The sequence below is a fragment of the Halomonas sp. HG01 genome, from assembly GCF_000968715.2.
Taxonomy (GTDB): domain Bacteria; phylum Pseudomonadota; class Gammaproteobacteria; order Pseudomonadales; family Halomonadaceae; genus Halomonas; species Halomonas halophila.
Map to the genome: position 1 here is coordinate 699,677 of NZ_CP022134.1, position 25,555 is coordinate 725,231.

At 67.8% G+C, this 25,555-nt stretch carries 22 protein-coding genes; 17 read left to right on the forward strand and 5 right to left on the reverse strand.

Annotated elements, in window-relative coordinates; all coding sequences use genetic code 11:
• The first annotated feature begins 11 nt into the window (after positions 1-11).
• The 6 genes from UN84_RS03150 to UN84_RS03175 all read left to right on the forward strand — a co-directional run bounded on the left by UN84_RS03150 (position 12) and on the right by UN84_RS03175 (position 8,520).
• Positions 12-299, forward strand: a complete 288-nt coding sequence (locus UN84_RS03150) for a type VI secretion system PAAR protein (RefSeq protein WP_046079160.1) — start codon at positions 12-14, stop codon at positions 297-299.
• A gap of 1 nt (position 300) precedes the next feature.
• Positions 301-2,403: a type VI secretion system Vgr family protein gene (locus UN84_RS03155; RefSeq protein WP_046079159.1), complete on the forward strand. Its 2,103-nt coding sequence runs from the start codon at positions 301-303 to the stop codon at positions 2,401-2,403.
• Entirely contained in the window at positions 2,403-3,206 is an 804-nt protein-coding gene (locus tag UN84_RS03160) for a DUF4123 domain-containing protein (RefSeq protein WP_046079158.1), read from the forward strand. The genes UN84_RS03155 and UN84_RS03160 overlap by 1 nt, the downstream gene beginning before the upstream one ends.
• A 30-nt stretch (positions 3,207-3,236) precedes the next feature.
• Complete coding sequence (locus tag UN84_RS03165) at positions 3,237-6,818, forward strand: hypothetical protein (RefSeq protein WP_046079157.1); 3,582 nt, start codon at positions 3,237-3,239, stop codon at positions 6,816-6,818.
• Positions 6,815-8,020 carry a hypothetical protein gene (locus UN84_RS03170; RefSeq protein WP_152662858.1) on the forward strand — a complete coding sequence of 402 codons (1,206 nt, stop codon included), beginning with the start codon at positions 6,815-6,817 and terminating at the stop codon, positions 8,018-8,020. Before UN84_RS03165 ends, UN84_RS03170 begins: the two co-directional genes overlap by 4 nt.
• Positions 8,021-8,130: 110 nt before the next feature.
• The gene (locus tag UN84_RS03175; protein WP_046079156.1) at positions 8,131-8,520 is read left to right on the forward strand and encodes a hypothetical protein; all 390 of its coding nucleotides are present in this window, start codon (positions 8,131-8,133) and stop codon (positions 8,518-8,520) included.
• Positions 8,521-8,634: 114 nt separating this feature from the next.
• Here the strand turns inward: UN84_RS03175 and asd are convergent, their stop codons facing one another.
• The 4 genes from asd to rsgA all read right to left on the reverse strand — a co-directional run bounded on the left by asd (position 8,635) and on the right by rsgA (position 11,620).
• Positions 8,635-9,471 (reverse strand): archaetidylserine decarboxylase, encoded by an 837-nt coding sequence (gene asd / locus UN84_RS03180; protein WP_046079155.1) that lies wholly within the window; start codon positions 9,469-9,471, stop codon positions 8,635-8,637.
• A 16-nt stretch (positions 9,472-9,487) separates the two neighbouring features.
• Positions 9,488-9,619, reverse strand: a complete 132-nt coding sequence (locus tag UN84_RS17455; RefSeq protein WP_258393786.1) for a hypothetical protein — start codon at positions 9,617-9,619, stop codon at positions 9,488-9,490.
• A 77-nt stretch (positions 9,620-9,696) separates the two neighbouring features.
• Positions 9,697-10,527 carry a sulfurtransferase gene (locus UN84_RS03185; RefSeq protein WP_046079154.1) on the reverse strand — a complete coding sequence of 277 codons (831 nt, stop codon included), beginning with the start codon at positions 10,525-10,527 and terminating at the stop codon, positions 9,697-9,699.
• A gap of 58 nt (positions 10,528-10,585) precedes the next feature.
• The gene (gene rsgA / locus UN84_RS03190; RefSeq protein ID WP_046079153.1) at positions 10,586-11,620 is read right to left on the reverse strand and encodes a small ribosomal subunit biogenesis GTPase RsgA; all 1,035 of its coding nucleotides are present in this window, start codon (positions 11,618-11,620) and stop codon (positions 10,586-10,588) included.
• A gap of 84 nt (positions 11,621-11,704) precedes the next feature.
• Between rsgA and orn the strand changes: the two genes are divergently transcribed.
• Positions 11,705-12,298 (forward strand): oligoribonuclease, encoded by a 594-nt coding sequence (gene orn, locus UN84_RS03195; RefSeq protein WP_046079152.1) that lies wholly within the window; start codon positions 11,705-11,707, stop codon positions 12,296-12,298.
• A gap of 95 nt (positions 12,299-12,393) precedes the next feature.
• Here orn and queG read toward each other — a convergent pair whose 3' ends face one another.
• Entirely contained in the window at positions 12,394-13,506 is a 1,113-nt protein-coding gene (gene queG / locus UN84_RS03200; RefSeq protein WP_046079151.1) for a tRNA epoxyqueuosine(34) reductase QueG, read from the reverse strand.
• Between the two features lie 112 nt (positions 13,507-13,618).
• Between queG and UN84_RS03205 the strand changes: the two genes are divergently transcribed.
• From UN84_RS03205 to UN84_RS03250, 10 genes are all read left to right on the forward strand, one after another.
• Positions 13,619-15,124 (forward strand): bifunctional ADP-dependent NAD(P)H-hydrate dehydratase/NAD(P)H-hydrate epimerase, encoded by a 1,506-nt coding sequence (locus UN84_RS03205; protein WP_046079150.1) that lies wholly within the window; start codon positions 13,619-13,621, stop codon positions 15,122-15,124.
• 2 nt (positions 15,125-15,126) lie between these two features.
• Positions 15,127-15,657 carry a tRNA (adenosine(37)-N6)-threonylcarbamoyltransferase complex ATPase subunit type 1 TsaE gene (gene tsaE / locus UN84_RS03210; protein ID WP_046080379.1) on the forward strand — a complete coding sequence of 177 codons (531 nt, stop codon included), beginning with the start codon at positions 15,127-15,129 and terminating at the stop codon, positions 15,655-15,657.
• Positions 15,654-17,105 (forward strand): N-acetylmuramoyl-L-alanine amidase, encoded by a 1,452-nt coding sequence (locus UN84_RS03215; protein ID WP_046079149.1) that lies wholly within the window; start codon positions 15,654-15,656, stop codon positions 17,103-17,105. Before tsaE ends, UN84_RS03215 begins: the two co-directional genes overlap by 4 nt.
• Before the next feature lie 18 nt (positions 17,106-17,123).
• Entirely contained in the window at positions 17,124-19,166 is a 2,043-nt protein-coding gene (gene mutL, locus UN84_RS03220) for a DNA mismatch repair endonuclease MutL (RefSeq protein ID WP_046079148.1), read from the forward strand.
• A 6-nt stretch (positions 19,167-19,172) separates the two neighbouring features.
• Complete coding sequence (gene miaA, locus UN84_RS03225; RefSeq protein WP_046079147.1) at positions 19,173-20,111, forward strand: tRNA (adenosine(37)-N6)-dimethylallyltransferase MiaA; 939 nt, start codon at positions 19,173-19,175, stop codon at positions 20,109-20,111.
• Positions 20,112-20,225: 114 nt separating this feature from the next.
• Positions 20,226-20,471, forward strand: a complete 246-nt coding sequence (gene hfq, locus UN84_RS03230; RefSeq protein WP_016855436.1) for an RNA chaperone Hfq — start codon at positions 20,226-20,228, stop codon at positions 20,469-20,471.
• 8 nt (positions 20,472-20,479) lie between these two features.
• A complete protein-coding gene (hflX, locus tag UN84_RS03235; protein WP_035598046.1) occupies positions 20,480-21,796 on the forward strand; it encodes a ribosome rescue GTPase HflX in 1,317 nt (438 codons plus the stop codon).
• Between the two features lie 184 nt (positions 21,797-21,980).
• Complete coding sequence (gene hflK, locus UN84_RS03240) at positions 21,981-23,219, forward strand: FtsH protease activity modulator HflK (protein WP_046079146.1); 1,239 nt, start codon at positions 21,981-21,983, stop codon at positions 23,217-23,219.
• Between the two features lie 2 nt (positions 23,220-23,221).
• Positions 23,222-24,106 carry a protease modulator HflC gene (gene hflC, locus UN84_RS03245; RefSeq protein WP_046079145.1) on the forward strand — a complete coding sequence of 295 codons (885 nt, stop codon included), beginning with the start codon at positions 23,222-23,224 and terminating at the stop codon, positions 24,104-24,106.
• Positions 24,107-24,340: 234 nt separating this feature from the next.
• Entirely contained in the window at positions 24,341-25,537 is a 1,197-nt protein-coding gene (locus UN84_RS03250; protein WP_035598038.1) for an ATP phosphoribosyltransferase regulatory subunit, read from the forward strand.
• Positions 25,538-25,555 lie beyond the last annotated feature (18 nt).

Sequence of the window (25,555 nt, forward strand, 5' to 3'; positions counted from 1 at the left end):
AAGGAGGACGCATGGGACGCAAGTTCGTATTGCTGGGGGATCTCGGCACCGACCACGAGGGCTTTCCGCCCACGCCGGTGATCGCCGGCAGCCCGACGACGATGATCGACGGCAAGCCGGTGGCACGCCTGGGCGATCCGCTGGAGCCCCACGACAAGCCCAACCACGGCCCCCACCCGCGCGCCATCGCCGCCGGCTCGGGCAGCATCCTGGTCGACGGCAAGCCGGTGGCGCTCACCGATCACGCCGTGGACTGCGGCGGCGTGGTGATCGGCACCGCCAGCGGGGAGGGCAGCTGACATGGCCGACCGTAGCGGACTGCAGTTCACCCTGAGCCTCACGGGGTCCGAGGACGCCGATCTGGCCGTCGTCGACTTCACCCATGAAGAGGCGCTCTCGGCGCCCTTTCACCTGCGGGTGAGCTTCGCCAGTCGGGCCGCCGACCTCTCGCCGGAGGCGCTGCTCGACCGCCCGGCGAGCCTGACCGTGTGGCAGGACGGCGTGGCCCAGCGCCGGGTCCACGGCATCGTGGCCGAGTTCGGCCGCGGCGACCGCGGCCATCGCCGCAGCTTCTACGAGGTGGTGATCCGCCCCTCGCTGTGGCGGCTCTCGCTGTGCCAGAACTCGCGCATCTTCCAGCGCGTCTCGCCGCTGACGATTATCAACACCCTGTGCGAGGAACGCGGCCTGACCGACGTGGCCTTCGCGGTGACCCGCGAGCCCGCCGAGCGCGAATACTGCGTGCAGTATCGCGAGACCGACCTCGAATTCCTCGAGCGCCTGGCCGCCGAGGAAGGGCTGTTCTATTTCCATGAATTCGAGGACGCCGACCTCGGCGCCCACCGGCTGGTGTTCGCCGACGATCCGCAGGTGCTCACCGGGCTCGGCGAGCGCCGCTATCATCATCGCGCCGGCGGCACCCCGCCCCAGCGCCACCTGCGGCGGCTGACCCATACCGCCCGGGTGCGTCCGGCCCGCGCCCAGCTCAAGGACTATTCGTTCAAGCAGCCGGCATACGCCCAGCTTCATGACCAGCAGGGCAAAGGGTTAGAGCAGCACAGCCAGCGTGAGGACTACGAGCACTACGACTACCCGGGCCGCTACAAGGCCGATGCCTCCGGCCAGGCCTTCACCCGCCATCGCCTCGAGCACCTGCGCCATGACGCCCTGACCCTCGATGGCGAGAGCGACCTGCCGGAGCTTGCCCCGGGCGCGCGCTTCACCCTGGCCGATCATGACGTCGGCGAGTTCAATCGCGGCTGGCAGGTTGTCAAGGTGGTCCACCAGGGCGATCAGCCTCAGGCCGTGGAAGAGGACGCCGTCGGTATCACGGCCAGTGATCAATCGGCCATGACCCGCTACTACAACACCCTGAGCCTGACCCCGGACGACACCGCCTGGCGCCCCGAACCCCGGCCCAAGCCGCGGGTCGACGGCCCCCAGGTGGCCTTCGTGGTCGGCCCCGAGGGCGAGGAGATCCACTGCGACGAGCACGGCCGGGTGCGTTGCCAGTTCCCCTGGGACCGTTACGCCGAGCCCAACGAGACCGCCAGCGCCTGGCTGCGCGTCAGCCAGGGCTGGGCCGGCGGCGGCTACGGCATGATGGCGATTCCGCGCATCGGGCACGAGGTGATCGTCTCCTTCCTGGAGGGCGACCCGGACCAGCCGCTGATCACCGGGCGCACCTACCACGCGGTCAACACGCCGCCGTATTCGCTGCCGGAGCACAAGACGCGCACCGTGCTGCGTACCCAGACCCACCAGGGCGAGGGCTTCAACGAGCTGCGCTTCGAGGATCAGCACGACCAGGAACAGATCTGGCTGCACGCCCAGAAGGACCTGGAACTGCTGACCGAGAACGACCGCACCGAGGAGATCCGTCGCGACAGCCACCTGGCCGTCAAACGCGACCGCGTCACCGAGATCGACCGCGACGATAACCACACCGTGCACGGCGAGCGGCGCACCCGGGTCGACGGCGACGACCATCTCACCGTGGGCCAGACCCGCCACGAGAAGATCGGCCGTTCCCAGCTCGTCGAGGCCGGCAGCGAAGTGCACCACAAGGCCGGCATGAAGGTAGTGGTCGAGGCCGGCGCCGAGATCACCTTGAAGGCCGGCGGCAGCTTCGTGAAGCTCGATCCCTCAGGGGTGACCATCGTCGGCCCGAGCGTGAAGATCAACTCCGGCGGCAGCCCCGGCAGCGGCACCGGGCAGAGCGCCCAGGCGCCGATCTTGCCGGGGGAGGCGACGGAGGAGACGCATGAGGCGATCGAGCCCATCACTCACGAGGCGCTGCTGTCGGCATCGGCCGAGGAGGCTAGCGTCGTGCAGCTTTGCCAGAAGCAGACCGACGGCAGTTGCCCCTTGTCGGACTGCCCCTGTCGTAACAGGGCGGGGTGATGCGCTATTCGCTGGGGCTGCCGGAGGCGGCAGGACGGCGTTACTGGCTGGTGGAGACCGCCAGCCTGCCGCAGCACGAGGTGCTGCGGCGATGTTATGAGGCGCTCGAGGCCCCCGAGTTTCGATGGCTCTATGAGGCAACGGCGCACGATGCCCTGAAGGACGTCGGCCCGGTGCTACTGGACGTGACCGAGGCAGCAGCGTTCCTGGCCGAGCGTCTGGATGCCTGGGGGGATCTAGCGATGGTCGTCATCGATACGCCGCTGTCGATCGATGAGGTTCAGGCCCATCTGGCCGGTTTCGTCACGGCACGACTCGAGCCGGAGGGCGAGGGACTATGGCGCTTTCATGAGCCGATGGCGCTGCATCTGCTGCTGGGAGAAGGGCTGCTGGGCCAGGACTCTCGCACCGCCATGTTGGGCCGCGAGGCGCGCTGGCATTGGCCGATCTGCCGCTGCCAAGGCGGCTGGCTCTTCGAGACTGTCACATCGGATCGGTCCGAGTCGGCCAGCGTGCCCTTGCCGCTGACGCTCGAGGCAGCAACGGTAAGGCGACTGTCCGGCCTTCAGCAGCTGACACGCCTCATGCCGGTGCTGGCCGAGGCGCTGGATCGCCATGCACTTCACGGGGATGACGACAGCATCTCCGCGCTGTGGCGGGAGCTGGAAAGCTATTGGCACGACGTGAGTGCAAAACGCATTCCGGCGCGCAAGGCGGCTCAGTTGCTGTCCGAGGCCGAGCGAGACGCCGGCTCGCTGGACGAATTTCGCGATTGCATGCAACGGCTGGCATTTACGGAATAGCCAGGCCATCAGGGAATGAGGAAACAGGGAATGTCATCGAATCACGCCTGCCGGCCCCGCAAGCTCTATCTCGAGATCACCGGTCGCCACGCGGATAACGAGCAGAACTCGTATGCGCTCTATCGCGACGATCAGCAAGTCGAAGCGCTGGCCGAGGACAGCGCCTCCGAGGGACGCTACGGGCCCATCGTCGAGACCGCCGCCGAGTATCTGGAAGACGAGCTGGCCGATGTCCGCCTGGTTCAGAACGTCGGCGAGATCGAGATCGAGCTGTTGCCCAGGGGGGAAGTCACCCAGACCGGGCTCGTTCCCAAGCAGCGGGACTTTCAACATCACCTGATGGTTTCCTGCGTGCCGATGCAGTACCTGGATCATGAAGAAATCGCCGCCGGCCCCTGCCGTGGTGGCTTCCTGTACGTGTTCCTCAACGGGCGGCTGATCCGCGAGCTGGCCATTCGCGTCGCGCCGGGCAAGGCGCCGGTCTTCATCGACAGCGACGTGGCGGGCTATCGCCAGCAGGGTGAGGTGCCGGTGGTGCGCGAGTACACCGGGCCGGAACTGGCTAGCCTGCACCTGCCGCTGCGACTGGACGGCGAATCGGCCGACGTGCGCCTGGCCTATTCGGACCACCCCTGGCCCTGGTCGCACGTTGTCGAGCTCGAGGCCGAGCCGATGCGCATCCAGCAGCGTGCCCAGCCGCTGCCACTGAATATCCCGGCCGTGACGGCCATGCTCGACGGCCATCTGCGCAACCAGTACGCGTATGGCCTGGAGATGGGCCGTGATGAGACACAGGGCAAGGCGACTCTGGAGTGGCTTCCGCCCATGCGCGATCGTGATCCGCTCTACGAGCAGGCCCGCGGCAGCGCCCGCGACTATCTGGAAGATATTTCGGGTGAGCAGTGGGCCGGGCTGGTCCAGCAACTGCAGGATGAACGGGCCTTCTTCGAGTCCGACGATCAAGAAGCGTCGTTGCCCGAACTCGATATGCGCCGCCGCCAGCGGGACTTCGCTCCGGCCCTGCGGACGACCCTGGTGCAGCAGTGGAACAACGTTCGCCGCAGCGACGAGGATCGTGCTGACGATGCGCTGCTGGAGCTGATTCCGTCACCGACCGCCGGCGAGGATGTCCTCGCTTCGCTCAAGGATCAGCAGCTGTGCGCGATCTTCCTGCGTGATCCCAAGCTGGCGGTCGAACAACTGATCGGCGATATCCAGACGAACCAGGAACTGCTCTGGGTGCTCTCCGAGGGCATGAAATACCATCCCCACGGGAAGTCGGCGGAGTTGGTGCTGGCCAACTGCTTCATGCCAACCGGTCCCGATGGGCAAGAGAATCCGGTCTACCTCGATGAGTGGTTCGATCAGCGCCTCGACCGTTCCCGGGAAAGCCTGTTCGCCCGCTTGACCAAGGAAGAGGAGCGTCGACTATCACGCCTGCGGCTGGACGAACGATTAACGTCGCTTGTCGAGATGCTCGAGGACACCTCGCCCGCTGCTTTCGGTTCGGCACTGCGCGATGCCATGCCATTCGATGACCTCAACCACATTGAGCCCTATGCCCTGCTGTCGCAGTGCCTCGAGCCGCTGATGGCAGGCATGGACTGCCTCGACCCCAAGGCCACGCCCGAAGAAGCCCAGCAGCTCCAGGCGCCGGCCAGATGTCGCCAGACCCTGGATGACTTGTTTATCGAGGCTTCTCATCCCTTGGCTTATCTGCTGTACGCGCCCGAGCATCGAGAAGATGATGGCTGGGGCGAGAGCCATGCCCGCAACCTGGCGAGGATCACTCAGGGCGGTACCCGGGTGGCCGATCAGGCGAGCAAGGTGGCCACCCATACCGGCGATATGTTGATAGCCCACCAGCAACGTCTCGACGAGGAGGCAGGCGATCTCGCCCCCGGGATGGGGGAGTTCCGCATGGCGCTGAATGGCATGGAATCCGTGTCGTCCAAAGTCGCACCACATTTTCTCACTGCCTGGTCGCGCCTCAAGCTGGGCGAGCGTCGTATCTCCCTGATCCTGGCCTCGGATCTCGCCGACCTTAACGGGACAATGATGGGGGGGCTGCCCGTTCGGGTGACCGAAAAGAATGGGCTTATCCTGATGATATTGCCCGATGAGGTTCGCCCGGTGACAGAGGAGATGGCCGCCGGGGGCGTCGCCCTCCAGGCCGCGTCGGCAAAAAATGCCTTGGGGGGCGAAGCGGTGGCCAGCTCCTCCGCCACCGCTCAGGCGCATCGGGTGTCGGGTCAGGTGACCAGCGAGCAGGCCTACCGCTGGACCCAAAGTGGCTATATCGGGCTCTGGTCTGGGCTGGCGGTGCTGGAAGCCTATAATTTGGTGTCATCGGGATATAAAGCTTACAAAGACTTTAACGCACGGACTGGGGCTGGGGTTATCAGTGCCGCTCTCGATGCCTCCATGCTGACATTTCAGGGCCTTAAGCTGGCCAATGTGCGCTGGGGATGGGCGGTGAAGGCCAATCAGTTCCTACATGGAAGCTTTATCGAAGATGTGATTTGGCGAGAGGCCATGGGTGAAGCCGGTCAGTGGCGAGGCGCATTTGCATTCGGTGCCGGGCTCTTGACCGCGACCCTGGTAGCTATTGATGCCTATCAGCTCTATCAGCAAGGGATGAAAGACTCGGCCTGGTGGACGGCGGGCGCCAGTGGTGCGATCGCCGTGGGTAGCTATGTAGGCTCCGGCTATGGCCAGGCGGCGGCCAATATCGCTGCAGCTAACCTGGCGCGTAATCGCTTCCTCAACGGTCTGCTGGGCCTGATAGGTACCCCGCGGCCAGTGCCGGTGATGGTAGTCAGCCTCGGCGTGGCACTGGTCTGCCAATATATGGCGATTAACTCCCGTGATGACCGCCTCTCTCTCTGGGTACGTTATGGTCCCTTCGGAGATGAAAGGGATGAGGTGGAAGGGCGGCTGGAGGCACTGGCCGAGGACGGTGAACAGGGCAAGCATGATTATCTTGAGCCGCTGCAATCGTCCTCACCTGAAGAGGCGTATTTTCAGCTATTGCAGGGGCTCTTTCAGGCGCACTTCGAGCTGGTGACGCCACGAGGACTGATCGAGCTCGATTCCGGTTTCCGCGACTGCGATATCGCCCTGCGATTGACCTGTCCCGCCTTGGAGTTTGGGGAGTTCTCCTTGCCCATCCCCCACCTGATGGCCGACTATTCGGCCCCGGTAGCTGACAGGCGGTTTACCTATCAGTATGCGCCCATGGATCGGCGTCGGCTCCTGGTGGAAGTCGATCGGCGAGATCCCAAAGATGACAAGGTGCGATACCTTGGCCTGCGGTTACCCGATAAGTGGCACCGTATGGGGGTGCCCACGGTGCCGGGGTTTGGCGATTTGCCCGCCGACTGGCTCGTGGCCAATCAGGCAAGCTTTCGCCACGAGCCGGAGTTTCAGAATGCCTACCACCGAGGGGAGTCGCTGGTACAGCTGAGCCTGGAAGATCTCGAGGGTGATGGCACCATCGAGTACTGGGATCCCATTGAGCGAGAACATCACCAATTGGAGGATCAGGTCAGTCTGCTGGCGCAGCCGGCGACTCTGACCTGGCGCTGGAACAAGCAAGGAGGCAGGACATGACAGATGCCGCGCAGTCGGGAGAACAGCAAGGGTACGAGGAGACGGCCTTCACGGCCGAGCGCATCCCCCGCCAGGCACCACCACCACCCAAGGGAACCCTCGGCATGCTAGGTGACGCCTTCGATATGGCGCGTTTGCCTTGGGGGAACTATGTGGGCGTCAACCCCTCGGAGTTTGAGTATGAGTATTTAGGTTCTTGGTATCGTGAATATAATTACATGGGGGAGGATGATTATCATGACTACAGTATGATCAATGAGGTTCGCTGGTCGAAGTTCGTCGATGAAAATGTCGGTCTGATGTATCGCTTCTTTCGATTCTGGTTTGTTTTTTGGACTCACCTTCTTAGTTTTATTGGTCCTGGAAAAAAAAAGGGGGGGGGATGGTTTATAAGTGGTATCGTGGCTGTTTGTACCATCTTGTTCCTTTTTGCCGCAGATACCATCCTGGCTGCACTAACACCGCTAGCGATTGTCGTGGCGGTTTGTGGGATATGTACTGTTCTGAGAAGGCTATATGAGACTCAGAGCATTCGTTTCTACAAGAGCAACAAGAACTGGTCGAACGATATCGCCTTCTGCCGTCGCTCCGGCCTGGTCAAGACCTTCCGTGGAAACTTTCCCTTCTACGAGTTCGATGCCTTCATCGAGATGGCGGCGGACATGAAGGGCAACCAGCGCCATACCCTCAAGGTACGCCATCGCTATCCGTATCACAGCCCGCATCCCAACAAGTCGGTCAAAGGACCGTTGGAGTTCACCTTTTCCACCGATACCGGCAGCATCGCCGAGCGCTATGCCATGTGGGATATGCTGAGCCGCTTCATGGACGTCAGCCAGCCGCTGCCGGACATTCCCCGGCTGGAGCCGTTCCGCCATCTCGACCCGACCACCCGAGCCTTCGACGACGCCGGCAAGCGCGGCCGCCCGGCCACCTACTGGCGCGATCTCTACGCCAAGGTGGACGAAAAGGAGCTGAACCGCCTTCGCGACGAGCATCACCAGAAGGTGAACGCCGCCCCCTGGGGCAGCCGCCCCGATCTGATGGCCCAGTCGGTGCCGGGCTATGAAGATAGCTACACCGCCGAGCCCGAGGACGTGAATGCCTACGCCCATGCGCCGACCAAAAACGTGCGTTTCGTGGAGCGCCCCGCGGCGGCCTCGTCGGATGACGTTTCCGATCAGCACGATTCACAGCGCTGAACCTCCCGAGCCTCGCTGGTGATCGACTCCAGCGAGGCACTGAGTTTTGACCGATTCACGCCGCAAGGCCGTTACAATAGGGCCATCATTCATCGTCTGGAAAGCGCATCATGAAAGATTCGGGTATCAAGGTCGCCACCTATGTCTGCCCGGCATGCCAGGAACGGGTCGGCCTGCGGCATCGCCATGCGCTGCGCCTGCTGCGCAACGAGACGGCCGAGTGCCCCAAGTGCGGGGCCGACGACCTCGTGGCAGGGGCGTCGCGCGAGACGCTGTCCAGCCATCTTCGCCAGATGGAAGAGGCGGCGAAGAAGTATTCTCGCGTAGTGCTGGTGACGGTGCCGATCATCCTGGCCACCCTGGCGGTGCATTTCTTCGGCAAGATCCCGACGCCGGTCTTTGCGGGGATCTTCATCGTCGCCATGGGCGTTCAAATCCTGGGCAAGCCGAAGAGGGCCGTGCGCTTGCCGGTCGAGATCGAACTGGAGCGCTCGAGCTGAGCCTCTGGCGATCGTGACGTGACATGATCGGCCGGAAACGACAGGGCCCACTCATCCGAGTGGGCCCTGTTCGTTGGCGGCTCGAGGGTGACGCAGGGAGCCGGACGGTTGGTGTCAGCCGAACTCGCCGAGCCGCTGGCCCATCCTGACCGTCTGTTCCGCGTCCAGGCCGTTGAAATCGACCGGCTCGGCGAAGGTCATCACCACGGTGGAGCCGAGCTTGAAGCGGCCCATCTCCTCACCCTGCTCGAGATGCACCGGGGAGTCGAAGCGGATGCGCTGCACGCCGCCGCGGGGCAGGGGCGTGATCTGCCCGGCCCACACGGTCTCGATGGCGGCGACGATCATGGCGCCGACCAGCACCAGCGCCATGGGGCCGTGCTCGGTGTCGAAGTGGCACACCAGGCGCTCGTTGCGGGCGAAGAGGTTGGGCACGTGGTGGGTGGTAGCGGCGTTGACCGAGAACAGCCGGCCCGGCACGTAGACCATCTCCTTGAGCGTGCCGGCCACCGGCATGTGCACGCGGTGGTAGTCGCTGGGCGAGAGATAGACGGTGGCGAAGCTGCCGTCGCGATAGCGCCCGGCGGCTTCCAGGTCGCCGCCCAGCAGGTCGGCGGCGGTGAAGTCGTGGCCCTTGGCCTGGATCAGCCGGCCGTGCTCGAGGCGCCCGAACTGCGAGAGGGTGCCGTCGGCCGGCGAGACCAGCCCCTCGCCGATGGGGCGGGCGCCGTCCTTCAGCGGCCGGGTGAAGAACGCGTTGAAGCTCGGATAGGCGCTCGGGTCCGGCTGGTGGGCCTCGCCCATGTCCACCTTGAACTGGCGGATAAAGGCGCGAATGGCGAGGTCCTTGACCCAGGACACCCGGCAGTCGGCGAGCCGGCCGATCAGCCGCGAGAGCAGGTGGTGGGGCAGGGGATACTGGATCAGGGCGAACAGCTTGGCTGGGGTCACGAGGAGAGCATTCCGGTTATGCGGTGAATCGGAGTTCGGCGATGTCGATGAGATCAATGATATGACCGGTTAGCTTGAAGCTGGAAGAGCGGCGCTTCGCGCCTGGAAGCTGGAAGAAAACCTTTGGCCGCTTGATGGCCGGGTTCATGCTTTTTTTCCAGCTTCCAGCTTCCAGCTTCCAGCTTCCAGCTTCCAGCTTCCAGCTTCCAGCTTCCAGCTTCCAGCTTATTTCTCGATCGGCGTGTCGTCGCGGTTGCCCCATTCCTTCCAGGAGCCGGGGTAGGCGCGCATCTTCTCGAAGCCGAGCGCCTTGCCCACCAGCCAGGTGAGGCCGCTGCGGTGGTGGGTCTGGCAGTGAGTGATCACTTCCATGTCCGGCGTCAGGCCCAGCGTCTCGAGCTCGGTGATGAGCTCCGCGTAGTCGCGGATGCGCAGGTCGCGCGCCTTGTCCATGGCGTCGAGCCAGTCTAGGTTCACCGCACCCGGAATGTGGCCGAGCCGCTTGTTGTCGCCCTTTTCGCCGTCGTATTCGGCGCGGGTGCGGGCGTCCCAGATCGCGAAGCCCTTCTCGCCCAGGCGCTCGGTCAGCTCGACGCAGTCGATCGCCACCTCGGGATGGAGGATCTCGGCCTGATAGTCGCTGGGCGCGGGGGCGGTCGTCTCGGTGGAGGTCGGCAGCCCGGCGGCGCGCCAGGCGTGAATGCCGCCGTTGAGATAGGAGTAGCGGGTGTGGCCGATCAGCTCCAGGGTCCACAGTAGCCGGCCGGCCCAGCCGCCGCCCTCGTCGTCGTAGGCCACCACGTGGGTGTCCCGGGTCAGCCCCAGCGACGAGAACAGCGCCGACAGCGCCTCGGCGTCCGGCGCCTCGTTGGGCACGTCGCCCTCGCCGCGGAGCAGCCGCTTGGGGTCCAGATAGACGGCGCCGGGCACGTGGCCCTGCTCATGGCTCTCGGCCTTCAGCGGCACGTCGATGATCAGCAGCGAAGGGGCGTCCAGCTGCGCTTCGAGCTGCTCGGGCTCGACGATCAGCGGCAGCAGGTTGTCTTCTGAACTCATGGGGCTCTCCTTGATCTTTCTGGCCTTAACGTCCTGGCTCGGGCGTGCCGTTGTGCTCTCAGCTCTCTTCGAGACTATCGACGATACGGCGGTAGCTGGCAAAGCGGTCGGCGTGAATCTCGCCGCTCTCGACAGCGGCCAGCAGCGCGCAGCCCGGCTCCTTGCGGTGGCGGCAGTCGCGGAAGCGGCAGCGACCGATGTGCTCGCGGAACTCGATGAAGCCCTCGGCGACCTGATCCTCGTCCAGGTGGATCAGGCCGAACTCGCGGATGCCGGGGGAGTCGATCAGCTCGCCGGCCTCGGCGTCGTCCTGCTCGCTGGAGGCGAAGCGGTAGAGCCGGGCGGTGGTGGTAGTGTGGCGGCCCTTGCGCGAGTCCTCTGACAGCGCGCCGATGCGCAGTTTCTCGTCCGGCAGCAGGCGGTCGATGAGCGAGGACTTGCCGACCCCGCTCTGGCCGACGAACACCGAGGTGCGGCCGGCCAGCCGCCGATGGAGGGCGTCCAGGCCGCCGTCGCGGGCGGTGGTGGTGGTCACCACCGGATAGCCCAGCGCCGCGTAGCGTTCCAGCAGCGCGCCGAGCTCGCCGCCGTCCTCGGGCAGCAGGTCGGCCTTGTTGAGCACCAGCACCGGCGCGATGCCGGTGGCCTCGGCGGCCACCAGGTAGCGGTCGATGAGGTTGGCGTGGGGCTCGGGCTCCACGGCGAACACGATCAGGATCTGGTCGATGTTGGCGGCCACCGGCTTGAGCTGGCCCCGGGGATCGGGGCGCTCGAGCACGCTGTCGCGCTCGCCGCGGGCCACCACCACGCCGCTGCCGTCCTCGCCGGCGCGCCAGATCACCCGGTCGCCGGTGACCAGCCCTTCCAGGTTGGCGCGCAGGTGGCAGCGCACCGGATCGCCGTCGCCCTCCGGGCGCACGTCCAGGGTGCGGCCGAAGTGAGCGATCACCCGTCCGGGCTGTTCGGCGCCGTATTCGCCGGCGTCGAGCTTGTCGGCATCCTGCTGGCCGCGTTTCTCGGCGCGCTTGGCGCGTTCGGCCTGGATCTTCTCGATGCGCCAGCGCTGCTGGCGGGTCAACTTGCGTTTGCTCATGAGGGCCCGAAGGTCGGTACAATGGCGGCATTGTACTCATCAACGGGGCCGGCTGTCGCCGGCCGCACGACCAAGGAACGTCCCATGGCCGCGAACCAAGATGCCCAGGATCCGCGCACCCAGCGCCTGGTGTGGATCGACCTGGAAATGACCGGGCTCGACCCGAACCGCGAACGCATCATCGAGGTGGCCACCCTGGTCACCGACGCCGAGCTCAACGTGGTCGCCGAGGGGCCGGTGATCGCCGTCCACCAGCCGGACGCCCTGCTCGAGGGCATGGACGACTGGAACCAGAAGACCCACGGCGCCTCGGGGCTGGTCTCGCGGGTCAAGGCCAGCACCGTCGATACCGCCAAGGCCGAGCAGGAGACGCTGGCGTTCCTGAAGGCGCACGTGGCGCCGGGCAGCTCGCCGATGTGCGGCAACAGCATCCACCAGGATCGCCGCTTCCTCGAGCGCGAGATGCCCGAGCTGCTGGCCTTCTTCCACTATCGCAACCTGGACGTCTCGACTGTCAAGGAGCTGGCCAAGCGCTGGAACCCGGGCGCGCTGGTCGGCTTCAGCAAGCGCAACGTCCACCTGGCGATGGACGACATCAAGGAATCGATCGCCGAGCTTTCGCACTATCGCCAGACCTTCCTGCGCCTCGAGGACGAGGACGGCGACGAGGAGGAGTAGTCCGGGCCCAGAATAATGAGGGGTCAGACCCTTAAGTGCCCTTAGGCGCGGAGCACCTAAGGGCACTTAAGGGTCTGACCCCGTGGCGCTTCTCCTTACCCCTCACCGGCAACCGCAATCACCCGCTGCCGCTTCTCTTGCTGCCGCGCCAGCGCCCAGCGTACATGTTCGCGGACCAGGTCCGACGGATACGCCAGCCGGGCGCGCAGCGCGGCCTCCACCGTCTCGCTCCAGGGCGCATTGCCGAGCCCCACCGCCAGGTTGCGCAGCCAGCGCTCATAGCCGATCCGGCGGATCGGGCTGCCGGCGGTCCTGTCCAGGAACTCCTCCTCGCCCCAGGCGAACAGCGTGACCAGATCGGCGCGATCCAGATCGTGGCGCGGCGCGAAGTCGGCCTCCCGGCTGGCCCGGGTGAAGCGGGTGAAGGGGCACACCAGCTGGCAGTCGTCGCAGCCGAACACCCGGTTGCCCATGGCGGCGCGGAATTCCTCGGGGATGGCGCCGTGCAGCTCGATGGTGTGGTAGGAGATGCAGCGTCGTGCGTCGACCACCTTGTCCTCGACGATGGCGTCGGTGGGGCAGGCCGTGCGGCAGGCGCTGCAGCTGCCGCAGTGCTCCGTCTCGAAGGGCGCGTCCACCGGCAGCGGCAGGTCGGTGTAGAGCTCGCCGAGGAAGAACAGCGAGCCGGCCTTGGGGTTCAGCAGCATGGCGTTCTTGCCGAACCAGCCGAGCCCGGCCTTGCGCGCCAGGCCGCGCTCCATCACCGGGGCGGAATCGACGAAGGCGCGATAGCCGAAGGGGCCGATCTTGGCCTGGATCTGCTTGGCCAGGCTCGCCAGGCGCTTGCGCATCAGCTTGTGGTAGTCGCGCCCGACCGCGTAGCGGGAGACGTAGGCCTTCTCCGGCCGGGCCAGCATCTTGGTGGTTTCCACCTCCGGCGGGAGGTAGTCCAGGCGCACGCTGATCACCCGCACCGTGCCGGGCTCGAGCTCCGCGGGGCGGGTGCGCTTGGTGCCGTGCTTGGCCATGAAGCCCATTTCGCCGTGATGGCCGGCGTCGAGCCAGCGCTGCAGGCGCGCCTCGTCCTCGGCCAGGTCGACGTCGGCGATGCCCACCTGCTGGAAGCCGAGTTCGCGGCCCCAGGTCTTGATGCGCTCGGCTAGCTGAGTGAGATCGGGGGCGTCGCCCGCGGGAGACGGCTGGGTCATGATTGAGGAAACACCGTTCGGAAAGGCGCCGCGACGCTTGGCGAGCGGCGGGAGACAGGACACACTTCGTGGAACGTCTATGGTAAAGCATCGCCTTGAAGGGAGACAGGGAATGACGGCATCGTCCGAGGCATCCGGCCGGGCGCTGTATCGCGCCGAGCAGGTCCGCGAGCTGGACCGTCGTACCATCGCCGCCGGCATCGCGGGCTTCGCGCTGATGCAGCGCGCCGCGGCGGCGGCCTGGCAGGTGCTGCGCGAGGCCTGGCCGGAGGCCCGCTCGCTCAGCGTGCTGTGTGGCGCCGGCAACAACGGCGGCGACGGCCACGTGCTGGCGGCGCTGGCCGCCGCCGAGGGCTGGACGGTGCAGCGTGTGGCGCTCAAGCCGGTGGAGGCGCTGACGGGCGATGCCCGTCTGGCCGCCGACATGGCCACCGCGGCGGGCGTGGGGCTCGAGCCATGGCGGCCGGGGCTCACGCTTGGCGGCGAGGTGGTGGTGGACGCGCTGCTCGGCACCGGGCTTGCCGGCGAAGTGCGCGGCGACTTCCGCGCGGCCATCGCCGCGATCAACGAAGCCGAGCGGCCGGTGCTGGCCATCGACATTCCCTCCGGCGTGCACGCCGATACCGGCGCCGAGCTCGGCGTGGCGGTCAAGGCCACGCGCACGGTCACCTTCATCGGCGACAAGCTGGGGCTGCACACCGGCCGCGCCCCGGCGCTGACCGGCGAGGTGAGCTTTCGCTCACTCGGGGCCCCCGCCTCGGCCGCGGCCGATATGGCGCCCGCGGCCGAGTTGCTGCACCGCGATGCCATCGCCGCGGCGCTGCCGCCGCGCCCGCTGGATGCCCACAAGGGCGATGCCGGCCATGCGCTGGTACTCGGCGGGGCGCCGGGCTTCGGCGGCGCGGCGCTGCTGGCCGCCGAGCACGCCGCCCGGCTGGGCGCCGGCAAGGTCAGCCTGGCCACCGCGCCGGAGCACGTCACCGCGAGCCTGGTGCGCCGCCCCGAGGTGATGGTCCATGGCGTGCGCGGCGCCGCCGATCTCGGCGAGCTGCCGGGTCAGGCCGATGTGCTCGTCGTCGGCCCCGGGCTGGGGCAGGGCAGCTGGGGCCAGGCGATGCTGCAGGCCGCCCTCGATGCTGGCCGGCCGCTGGTGGTCGATGCCGATGCCCTCAACCTGCTGGCCGGCCGCTTCGGCGGCCTGACCCGGGACGACTGGCTGCTGACGCCGCATCCCGGCGAGGCCGGCCGCCTGCTCGGCACGCGTGCGGCCGAGGTGGAGGCCGACCGCCCGGCGGCGGCCGCCGAGCTGCAGCGCCGCTACGGCGGCACGGTGGTGCTCAAGGGCGCCGGCAGCCTGATCGCGGGGCCTTCGGGGCTCGCCGTGTGTCCCTACGGCAATCCGGGCATGGCCAGCGGCGGCATGGGCGACGCGCTGTCCGGCATCCTCGGCGCGCTGCTGGCCCAGGGGCTCGACGGCGAGAGCGCCGCCCGGGTCGGCGTGATGGTGCACGCCCTGGCCGCCGACGAGGCCGCCGCGGCGGGCGGCCAGCGTGGCCTGCTGGCCGGCGATCTGGCATCCTGTGCGCGAATTCTGGTCAACCCGACGATGGGCGAATGACGATGCAGCTGCGACTCGATGACGAAGACCGCCAGGTGGCCTTCGGCGAATCCCTCGGCCGGGCCCTCGACGGCCACGGCCTGCTCTTTCTCGAGGGCGAGCTGGGCGCGGGCAAGACGACCCTGACCCGCGGCATCCTGCGCGCCTACGGGCATCGCGGCGCGGTCAAGAGCCCCACCTACACCCTGGTCGAGCCCTACGCGCTCGAGACGGTGCGCGTGAACCACTTCGACCTCTACCGCCTGGGCGACCCCGAGGAGCTCGAGTTCATCGGCGGCCGCGACCTGCTGGCCGACGATGCCCTGTGCGTGATCGAGTGGCCGGCCCGCGGCGAGGGCTGGCTGCCGACGCCGGACCTGACGGTGGCGCTGAGCCTGGACGGCGAGGGCCGCCGGGCGACGCTGGCCGCCGGCAGCGACCACGGCCGCGCGGTGCTCGAGCGCCTGGCCGCCGATGCCTCTTTGTCTGCAGCAGAGCGGCCCGAGGCAGAGCAGCCCGGGGCGATGGGTTCGCAAGGCGGCCGCCTCTCATGAGTCGGGGCAACGTGTCCCGGCGTCTGCTCGGCGGCCTGCTGGCGCTGGCGGCGCTGATGCCGTCCGCGGCCTTCGCGGCCAGCGTCGACAACCTGCGCCTGTGGGCGGCCCCCGACCATGCGCGGCTGGTGTTCGACCTGTCGTCCTCGGCCGAGGCCAATGTGTTCAGCCTCGACGATCCGCGCCGGCTGGTCATCGACCTTGCGGACACCCGCCTGGCCGCCGACGTCGAGCGGCTCGACCTCGAGGGCAGCGCCATCAGCGACGTGCGCACCGGCGTGCGCGACGGCGATGACCTGCGCGTGGTGCTGGAGCTCAATCGCGAGGTCGAGCCGCGCCACTTCAGGCTGGCGCCCAACGAACAGTACGGTCACCGCCTGGTGGTCGATCTCGAGTATCCCGGCGAGAGCGCCGTGGAGGACCCGATCGATCCCATCGAGGCGATGATCCGCGATCAGGAGATCGCCGCCGACCGCGCCCAGGCACAGGCTCGGGTGCAAGGGCGCGATGTCGTCGATTCGGCGCCGGTGCAGGAGCCGGCCCAGCCGCATCCCAAGCGCGATATCATCATCGCCGTGGACCCGGGGCACGGTGGCGAGGACCCCGGGGCGATCGGGCCCAGCGGCACCCGGGAGAAGGACGTGGTGCTGGAGATGGGACGCCGGCTGGCGCGCAAGATCAACGCCACCGAGGGCTTCAAGGCGGTGATGATTCGCGACGACGACTACTACGTCGGTCTGCGTCAGCGCACTCGCATCGCCCGGGAGCAGAAGGCCGATTTCTTCGTCTCGATCCACGCCGACGCCTTCCGCAGCCCGCGGCCCCACGGCAGCTCGGTGTTCGCGCTGTCCCAGAGCGGGGCGACCTCCGAGACCGCCCAGTGGCTGGCGGCCTCCGAGAATCGCTCCGACCTGATCGGCGGCGTCGACGGCAACCTGTCGCTGGACGACAAGGACGAGGTGCTGCGCGGCGTGCTGCTCGACCTGACCATGACCGCGACCCTGAACGACTCGCTGACCATCGGCGGTCAGGTGCTCGACCGGCTGGGGCGGATCAACGACCTGCACAAGCCGCGCGTCGAGCAGGCCGGCTTCGTGGTGCTCAAGTCGCCGGACATTCCCTCGCTGCTGGTCGAGACCGGTTTTATCTCCAATCCCGACGAGGAGCGTCGCTTGCAGCAGCCGGGCTATCAGGACCGGATGATGGACGCGGTGTTCGGCGGCATCCGGGCGCATTTCCGGCGCAACCCGCCGCCGGCCAGCCTGCTGGCCTGGCAGCGCGACCAGGGGCGTGGCACCGGGGGCAACGAATACCGTATCCAGCCCGGCGACACCCTGTCCGAGATCGCCGCCCGCCACGGCGTGCCGGTGGCGCAGCTGCGACAGGCCAACGAGCTGAACGGCGACGTGATCCGGGTCGGGCAGGTGCTGCAGATTCCCCGTTCGTGAGCGGAGCACGGGAGCGTTATGAGCGATAACTCACATATCCGGATCCTCGATCCCCGGCTGGCCAACCAGATCGCCGCCGGCGAGGTGGTCGAGCGGCCGTCCTCGGTGGTCAAGGAACTGGTGGAGAACGCCATCGACGCCGGCGCGCGCCGCGTCGAGGTGGAGCTGGAGTCCGGCGGCGCCCGGCTGATCCGGGTGCGCGACGACGGCGGCGGCATCGACGAGGACGACCTGCCGCTGGCGCTGTCGCGCCATGCCACCAGCAAGATCGCCTCCCTCGAGGACCTCGAGGGCGTGGCCAGCCTCGGCTTCCGCGGCGAGGCGCTGGCCTCGATCAGCTCGGTGTCGCGGCTCGAGCTGGTCTCCAATACCCAGGACGATCCCACCGGCGGCTGGCGGGTGGTGGTCGAGGGCCGGCGCATGGAGCCGCGGGTCACGCCGTCGCCGCATCCGCGCGGCACCTCGGTGACGGTGCGCGACCTGTTCTTCAACACGCCGGCGCGGCGCAAGTTCCTGCGCACCGAGAAGACCGAATTCGGCCACGTCGAGGAGGCCTTCCGCCGCCAGGCGCTGTCGCGGCTCGACGTCGGCTGGGTGCTGCGCCATAACCAGAAGACCATTCATCAGCTGCGCCCGGGCGGCGACCTGGTGGGCCACGAGCGGCGTCTCCAGGCGCTGCTCGGCAAGGGCTTCCTGGAGAATGCCCTGCACCTGGACCTCGAGACCGGCGGGCTGCGCCTGTGGGGCTGGGTCGGGCTGCCGACCCACTCCCGGGCCCAGGCCGACCAGCAGTACTTCTTCGTCAACGGTCGGGTGGTGCGCGACCGGCTGGTGGCCCACGCCATCCGCCAGGCCTACCGTGACGTGCTGTTCCACGGTCGCCATCCGGTGTTCGTGCTGTATCTCGAGGTCGACCCGACGGTGGTCGACGTCAACGTGCACCCGACCAAGCACGAGGTGCGCTTCCGCGACGGGCGCATGGTCCACGACTTCCTGTTCTCCAGTCTGCACCGGGCGCTGGGCGAGGCCCGTGCCGGCGCCAGCGCGGGCGGTGAAGCGGAAGAGGACGAGGCGAGCGAGGCCGGTGTCGTCACGCCGGGCGAGGCGACGCCCCAGGCCAACGAGGTCCGCGAGGGGGCGCCCCAGCCCGCCTGGCAGCAGCAGCCCATGGCGCTGCACGGCCGCGCAGAGGAGGGCGAGCGCAAGGTCTCGCCGGATCGCGTGCGTGCCTTCATGGAGGGCTATCGGGCGCTGCATCCCGAGCACGAGGAGAGCCTGCTGACGCCCCAGCCCGCCGCCCCGGGCGCCGGCGGGTCCGCCGCCGACGTGGCGCTGGCCGAGCGCCAGGCGCGCGCGCCGTTCGGCGCCACGGTCGCGGCGCCCGTCGAGAGTCCGGTGTCGCCAGAATCGACGCCCCAGGCCGCGCCGCGGCCGGCGATGCCGGAAGAGGACGCCACCAAGGCGCCGCCGCTGGGCTACGCCGTGGCGCAGCTGCACGGCGTCTATATCCTGTCCCAGACCGAGCGCGGGATGGTGATCGTCGACATGCACGCCGCCCACGAGCGCATCGTCTACGAGCGCATGAAGACCCAGGTGCACGGTGGGGCCGGGGGCGAAGGAGGATTGCAGGCGCAGCCGCTGCTGGTGCCGGTCTCGCTGGCGGCCAGCGCCGCCCAGGTGGCCACCGCCGAGGCCGAGCACGAGGCCTTCGCCCGGCTCGGCGTGGAGCTCGACGTGGCCGGCCCCGAGACGCTGCTGGTGCGCCAGGTGCCGACCCTGCTGGTCGACGCCGACGTCGAGCCGCTGATCCGCGACATGCTCGGCGACCTCGAGCGCTACGGCCGCTCGGATCGCCTCGAGGCGCATATCAACGAGCTGCTGGCCACCATGGCCTGCCACGGCAGCGTGCGGGCCAACCGTCAGCTGACGGTCGAGGAGATGAACGCCCTGCTGCGCGACATGGAGATCACCGAGCGCAGCGGCCAGTGCAACCACGGTCGGCCGACCTGGACCGAGCTGAGCATGAAAGAACTGGATCGCCTCTTCCTGAGAGGTCAATAAACGACGATGCATGACACCCGCCCACCCGCCATCTTCCTGATGGGCCCCACCGCCGCGGGCAAGACCGACCTGGCCATCGAGCTGCACGAGCGGCTGGGCTGCGAGCTGGTCAGCGTCGATTCGGCGATGGTCTATCGCGGCCTCGACATCGGCAGCGCCAAGCCCTCGGCGGACGAGCTTGCGCGCGCGCCGCATCGGCTGATCGACATCCGCGACCCGGCCGAGCCCTACTCGGCGGCGGAGTTCCGCGAGGACGCGCTGCGCGAGATGGCCGAGATCACCGCGGCCGGGCGAGTGCCGCTGCTGGTCGGCGGCACCATGATGTACTTCAAGCGCCTGGTCGAGGGCGTGGCCAACCTGCCGTCGGCGGACGCCGAGGTGCGCGCCGAGCTGGAGCGCGATGCCGAACGCCTGGGCCTGGCCGGCCTTCACCGGGAGCTGGCGCGGGTCGACCCGGCCGCCGCCGAGCGCATCCATCCCAACGACCCTCAGCGGCTGATGCGGGCGCTGGAGGTATATCGCGTCAGCGGTCGATCGCTCACCGAACTGTGGCACGAACAGCGCCCGGAAACCTTTCCCTGGCGGCCGCTGTCGATAGGGCTCGCACCCGCCGATCGCGCCGTGCTGCACGCCCGCATCGCCGGGCGTTTCGACGCCATGCTCGAGGCCGGCTTCCTCGACGAGATGGCCACGCTCAAGGCGCGCGGCGATCTGACGCCGGACCTCCCATCGATGAAGAGCGTGGGCTATCGTCAGGGGTGGGAATACCTTGAGGGCGAGGTCGACCGTGCGACCTTTCGTCACCGTGGCATCGTCGCCACCCGGCAGCTGGCCAAGCGGCAGCTGACCTGGATGCGCCGCTGGCCCGAGCTGCACTGGGTCGACAGTCTGGGCGCCGCGCCGCTCGACGAGCTCCTGAAACTGGTGCGCGAATTCGGGACTTAGCGTAAGATGGTCGTTTCGAGCGGCCGTACGACCGGGCTCATCGGTTACCCGTGTCGCCCCCGGACGGGGCGAGCACAGAATGATCAACTCCAGAAACAATTCAGGGAGAGCAACATGTCCAAAGGGCAGTCCCTTCAAGATCCGTACCTGAACATCCTGCGCAAGGAGCGCATTCCGGTCTCGATCTTCCTGGTCAACGGCATCAAGCTGCAGGGCCAGATCGAATCCTTCGATCAGTTCGTGATCCTGCTGCGCAACACCGTCAGTCAGATGGTCTACAAGCACGCCATCTCCACCGTTGTGCCGTCGCGCAACGTGCGGCTGCCGGCCCCCGACGCGCCGTCGGAAAGCAACGCGTGAGGTATTGATTGTTTTTTGAACGTCCCGACGCCGGTGAGACGGCGGTCCTCGTCCATGTCGACTTCCAGGACGAGCAGGAGCGCGAGGATCCAGGCGAGTTCCTCGAGCTCGTGCGCTCGGCCGGCGCGGAGCCGGCCACCCTGCTGACCGGTTCACGCAACCGTCCCGACCCCCGTTCCTTCATCGGTTCGGGCAAGGTCGAGGAGCTGCGCGAGGCGCTGCAGGTCCACAAGGCCGAGCTGGTGATCTTCAACCACGCGCTGAGCCCCTCCCAGGAGCGTAACCTCGAGCAGTCGCTCAAGTGTCGCGTGCTCGATCGTACCGGCCTGATCCTCGACATCTTCGCCCAGCGGGCGCGGACCCACGAGGGCAAGCTGCAGGTCGAGCTGGCCCAGCTCGAGTACATGTCGACGCGCCTGGTGCGCGGCTGGACCCACCTGGAGCGCCAGAAGGGTGGCATCGGCCTGCGCGGTCCCGGTGAGACCCAGCTCGAGACCGACCGCCGCCTGCTGCGCGGGCGTATCAAGGCGATCCACAAGCGCCTCGACAAGGTGCGCAGCCAGCGTGACCAGAACCGTCGGGCGCGCTCCCGCGCCGAGGTCCCCAGCGTCTCGCTGGTCGGCTATACCAACGCCGGCAAGTCGACGCTGTTCAACGCCGTGACCGCCTCGCAGGTCTATGCGGCCGACCAGCTGTTCGCTACCCTCGACCCGACGCTGCGGCGCCTGGAGATCGAGGACGTGGGGCCGGTGGTGCTGGCCGATACCGTGGGCTTCATCCGCCACCTGCCGCACAAGCTGGTGGAGGCCTTCCAGGCCACCCTTCAGGAGGCCGCCGAGGCCAGCCTGCTGGTGCACGTGATCGACGCGGCGGACGCCGACCGCGATCTCAACGTGAGCCAGGTGGAAGAGGTGCTGGACGAGATCGGTGCCCTGGACGTGCCGACGCTCAAGGTGATGAACAAGATCGACATGTTCGACAGCGCCCCGCGCATCGAGCGCGGCGCCGACGGCATGCCCGAGACGGTGTGGCTGTCGGCCCGCGACGGCAAGGGCCTGGAACTGTTCGAGCAGGCGCTTTCCGAGTGCCTGGCCGATGACATCATCGACTTCGACGTCACCCTGGAGCCGCACCAGGGCAAGCTGCGTGCCGGCCTGCACGAGCTGGGCGCGGTGCGCGAGGAACGCTTCGACGAGATGGGCCGTACCCAGCTCGAGATCCGCCTGCCGCGTCGCGATTTCCTGCAGCTGATGGCACGGCTCGGCGAGCGCGCCGATGACTACCTGCCGGAGGCGCTGCAGGATCGCCCCCTCTGGGAGCAGTGAACGGGGAACCGCGAGGCGCGGATGAGACAGGAACGAGCCCGGAACAGCGAGCCCGGTATCACGAGCACGTAATAAAGAGTCGCCTTCGGGTGCCGACACACCAGGGTCGGCACCACAAGGATCGCAACCGATGCCCGTCGCGCCGCAGCGCGCGGCGGAACGCAACGCAGAGTGGAGACGACGTATGGCCTGGAATGAGCCCGGTGGCGGCGGCAACCAGCACGACCCCTGGAGCGGGGGAGGGCGCCGCGGCGGTAACGGCGGCGGTGGCAACCGCGGCGGTGGCGGCAACAATCAGGGGCCGCCCGACCTCGACGAGGCCCTGAAGAAGTTTCAGGACAAGCTCAACGGCATGCTGGGCGGTCGCGGCAAGCGCGGCGGCAACGGTGGCAAGGGCGGTGGCGGCGGCAAGCCGCGCAACGCCTTCGCGCTGCCCGGCCTGCTGCTGATCGTGGCCCTGGCCATCTGGGCCGCGTCCGGCTTCTACCTGGTCGACCAGTCCGAGCGCGGCGTGGTGCTGCGGTTCGGCAAGTTCCAGGAAGTGGTCACCCCCGGCCTGCAGTGGAACCCGCCGCTGATCGATGACGTGCGCATGGTCAACGTGACGCGGGTGCGCTCGGTCAGCCAGACCCAGTCGATGCTCACCCAGGACGAGAACATCGTCTCCGTCGAGATCTCGGCCCAGTATCAGGTCGCCGATCCGCGCGGCTACGTGCTCAACGTGCGCAATCCGGAGCTCTCGCTCGAGAATGCCCTGGACAGTGCGCTGCGCCACGTGGTCGGCGGCACCGACATGATCGACATCCTGACCTCCGGCCGTGAGATCCTCGGCACCGCGGTGGCCAGCCGCCTGCAGTCCTACCTGGACAGCTACGGCACCGGCATCCGCCTGCAGACCCTGAACGTCGAGTCCACCTCGCCGCCCGACGCGGTGCAGGACGCCTTCGACGACGTCATCCGGGCCCGCGAGGATCGCCAGCGCACCATCAACCAGGCCATGGCCTATGCCAACGCCGTGATCCCGGCCGCCCAGGGCCAGGCCCAGCGCATCGTCGAACAGGGCCAGGGCTATCGCGAATCGGTGGTGGCCGAGGCCCGCGGTCAGGCCAACCGCTTCAACGCGCTGCTGACCCAGTACCAGGATGCGCCGGCGATCATGCGCGAGCGCCTCTACCTCGACGCCCTGACCGACGTCTACGGCGACACCGCCAAGGTGATGGTCGACGTCAACGACGACGCACCGCTGATGGTGCTGCCGATGGATCGCCTGAGCCGCGGCAGCACCGGCGCCGCCGGCAGCCAGGGCGACGACCGCGTGTCGATGGACCCTCAGCTCCTCGAGCGCCTGAGCGCCAGCCAGGCCGACGGCAGCAGTGACAGCCGCAGTGCTCGCAGCAACGGAATCAGCCGGGAGGGCCGTTAACGATGATCAATAACCGTTCCCTGCTCATCGTCGGCGGCCTGGCCGCCGTGGCCTGGCTGGCCAGCAACAGCCTCTACGTGATCGACGAGACCGAACGCGCCGTGAAGTTGCGCTTCGGTGAGGTGGTCGAGGAGAACATCCAGCCGGGTCTGCACTTCAAGATCCCGATCACCCAGACCATCCGCAAGTTCGACACCCGGGTGCTGACGCTGGACACCGATGCCAGCCGCTACCTGACTCTCGAGCAGAAGGCGGTGATCGTGGACTCCTACGTCAAGTGGCAGGTGGTCAACCCCACCCGCTACTACGAGGCCACCGCCGGCGACGAACTGCAGGCCGTGCGGCTGATCCAGCCGCGGGTCGACGAGAGTCTGCGTAACGAGTTCGGCCGTTTGAACCTCTCGCAGATCATCTCCGAGCAGCGCGACGAGCTGATGACCGGGCCCACCGAGGAGCTCAACGATCTGATGCGCGACGAGCTCGGCGTGGCGATCCTCGATATCCGGGTCAAGCGCATCGACCTGCCCGAGGACGTCTCCTCGGCGGTCTACGACCGCATGCGCTCCGAGCGCGAGCGCGAGGCCCGCGAGTGGCGTGCCCAGGGCCAGGAAGAGTCCGAGCGCATTCGCGCCAACGCCGACCGCCGCCGTCAGGTGCTGCTGGCCCAGGCCAACGAGCGTTCCGAGACCCTGCGCGGTGAGGGCGACGCCGAGGCCGCGGCCATCTATTCCGAGGCCTACGGCAAGGACGAGGAGTTCTTCTCCTTCTGGCGCAGCCTGGATGCCTATCGCTCGAGCTTCGAGGGCGACGGCAACATGCTGGTGCTGGACCCGTCCAGCGACTTCTTCCAGTACCTCAAGAGCCCCAACGCGCAAGCTGGCGAATAAGCGCGGTGAGTGAGGGCTCACAGGGGCGGCCTCGGCCGCCCCTGGCGCTTTCGCGGGGTTCCTCCTGCCGCCAAACGTGATAGACTCCTGTAACCGGGCGTGGCCCGGTTTTTTTGTGGCCGTTTTTTGTGGCCGACCACTCCCGGCATTCCCCTCCGGCGCTCCGCCAGGCGTGTGATTCACCCTGCCGCCAGGCTTGCCGAAGGCCAATCATCGTCTTGCAGGAAGAACGACATGACCATCGCTGACCGCTGGCTACTGCCCGACGGCATGGACGAGGTGCTGCCTCCTCAGGCCAGCCGCATGGAGGAGCTGCGCCGGGCGTTGCTCGATCTCTACCATCGCTGGGGCTACGACCAGGTGATGCCGCCCCCCGTGGAGTTCCTCGACTCCCTGCTCACCGGCACCGGCACCGAACTCGATCTGCAGACCTTCAAGCTCACCGACCAGATGACCGGTCGGATGATGGGCGTCAGCGCTGATGTCACGCCCCAGGTGGCGCGCATGGATGCCCACTCGCTGAAGCGCCAGGGCCCGGTGCGGCTGTGCTACTGCACTACCGTGCTGCGCGCCAAGGCCGACCCCCATCAGGGCGGTCGCAGCCCGGTTCAGGTCGGTCTCGAGCTGTTCGGCCACGCTGGCCTGGAGGCCGACATCGAAATCCTGCGCCTGGCGCTGACCAGCCTGCAGGTCGCCGGCGCCGGGGAGATCCACCTGGCGCTGGGCCACATCGGCATCTACCGTAGCCTGGTGGAAGCCGCCGAGCTGAGCGCCGAGCAGGAGAAGGCGGTGTTCGAGGCCCTCGAGCTCAAGTCGCCCGGCGAGCTGGCCGCGCGGGTCGAGGAAAGCGTCAGCGATCCGGCCATGGCGGCCATGCTGTGCGCCCTGGGCGAGCTGCACGGCGGTCCCGAGGTGCTGGAGCAGGCCCGCGAGGCCTTTGCCGAGGCGCCCCAGGCGGTGGGGGCGGCGCTCGATCAGCTGCGTGCCCTGCACGCCGGCGTGGTCGCCGAGCACCCCGACGTGGCGCTCTACTTCGACCTGGCCGAACTGCGCGGCTACCAGTACCACACCGGCATGATGTTCGCCGCCCACGTGCCCGGCTACAGTCAGGCGCTGGCCAAGGGCGGCCGCTACGATGACACCGGTCGCGCCTTCGGTCGCGCCCGTCCGGCCACCGGCTTCTCCCTGGAGCTCAAGCTGCTGGCCAACCTGGTGCCCAGCGAGCCGCCCCATGACGGCATCTGGGCGCCGGCCGAGGGCGAGGGCCTGGCCGAGGCCATCACGGCCCTGCGCGAGCAGGGCGAGCGGGTCGTCCAGGCGTTGCCCGGGCAGCGCACCGGTCCGCAGGAACACCGCTGCCGGCGGCACCTGGTTCCCGCCGACGGCGGCTGGCAGGTCGCGCCGCTGGCTGCGGCCAGCGATCAGGCCTGATCTCAGGCAGACACGATA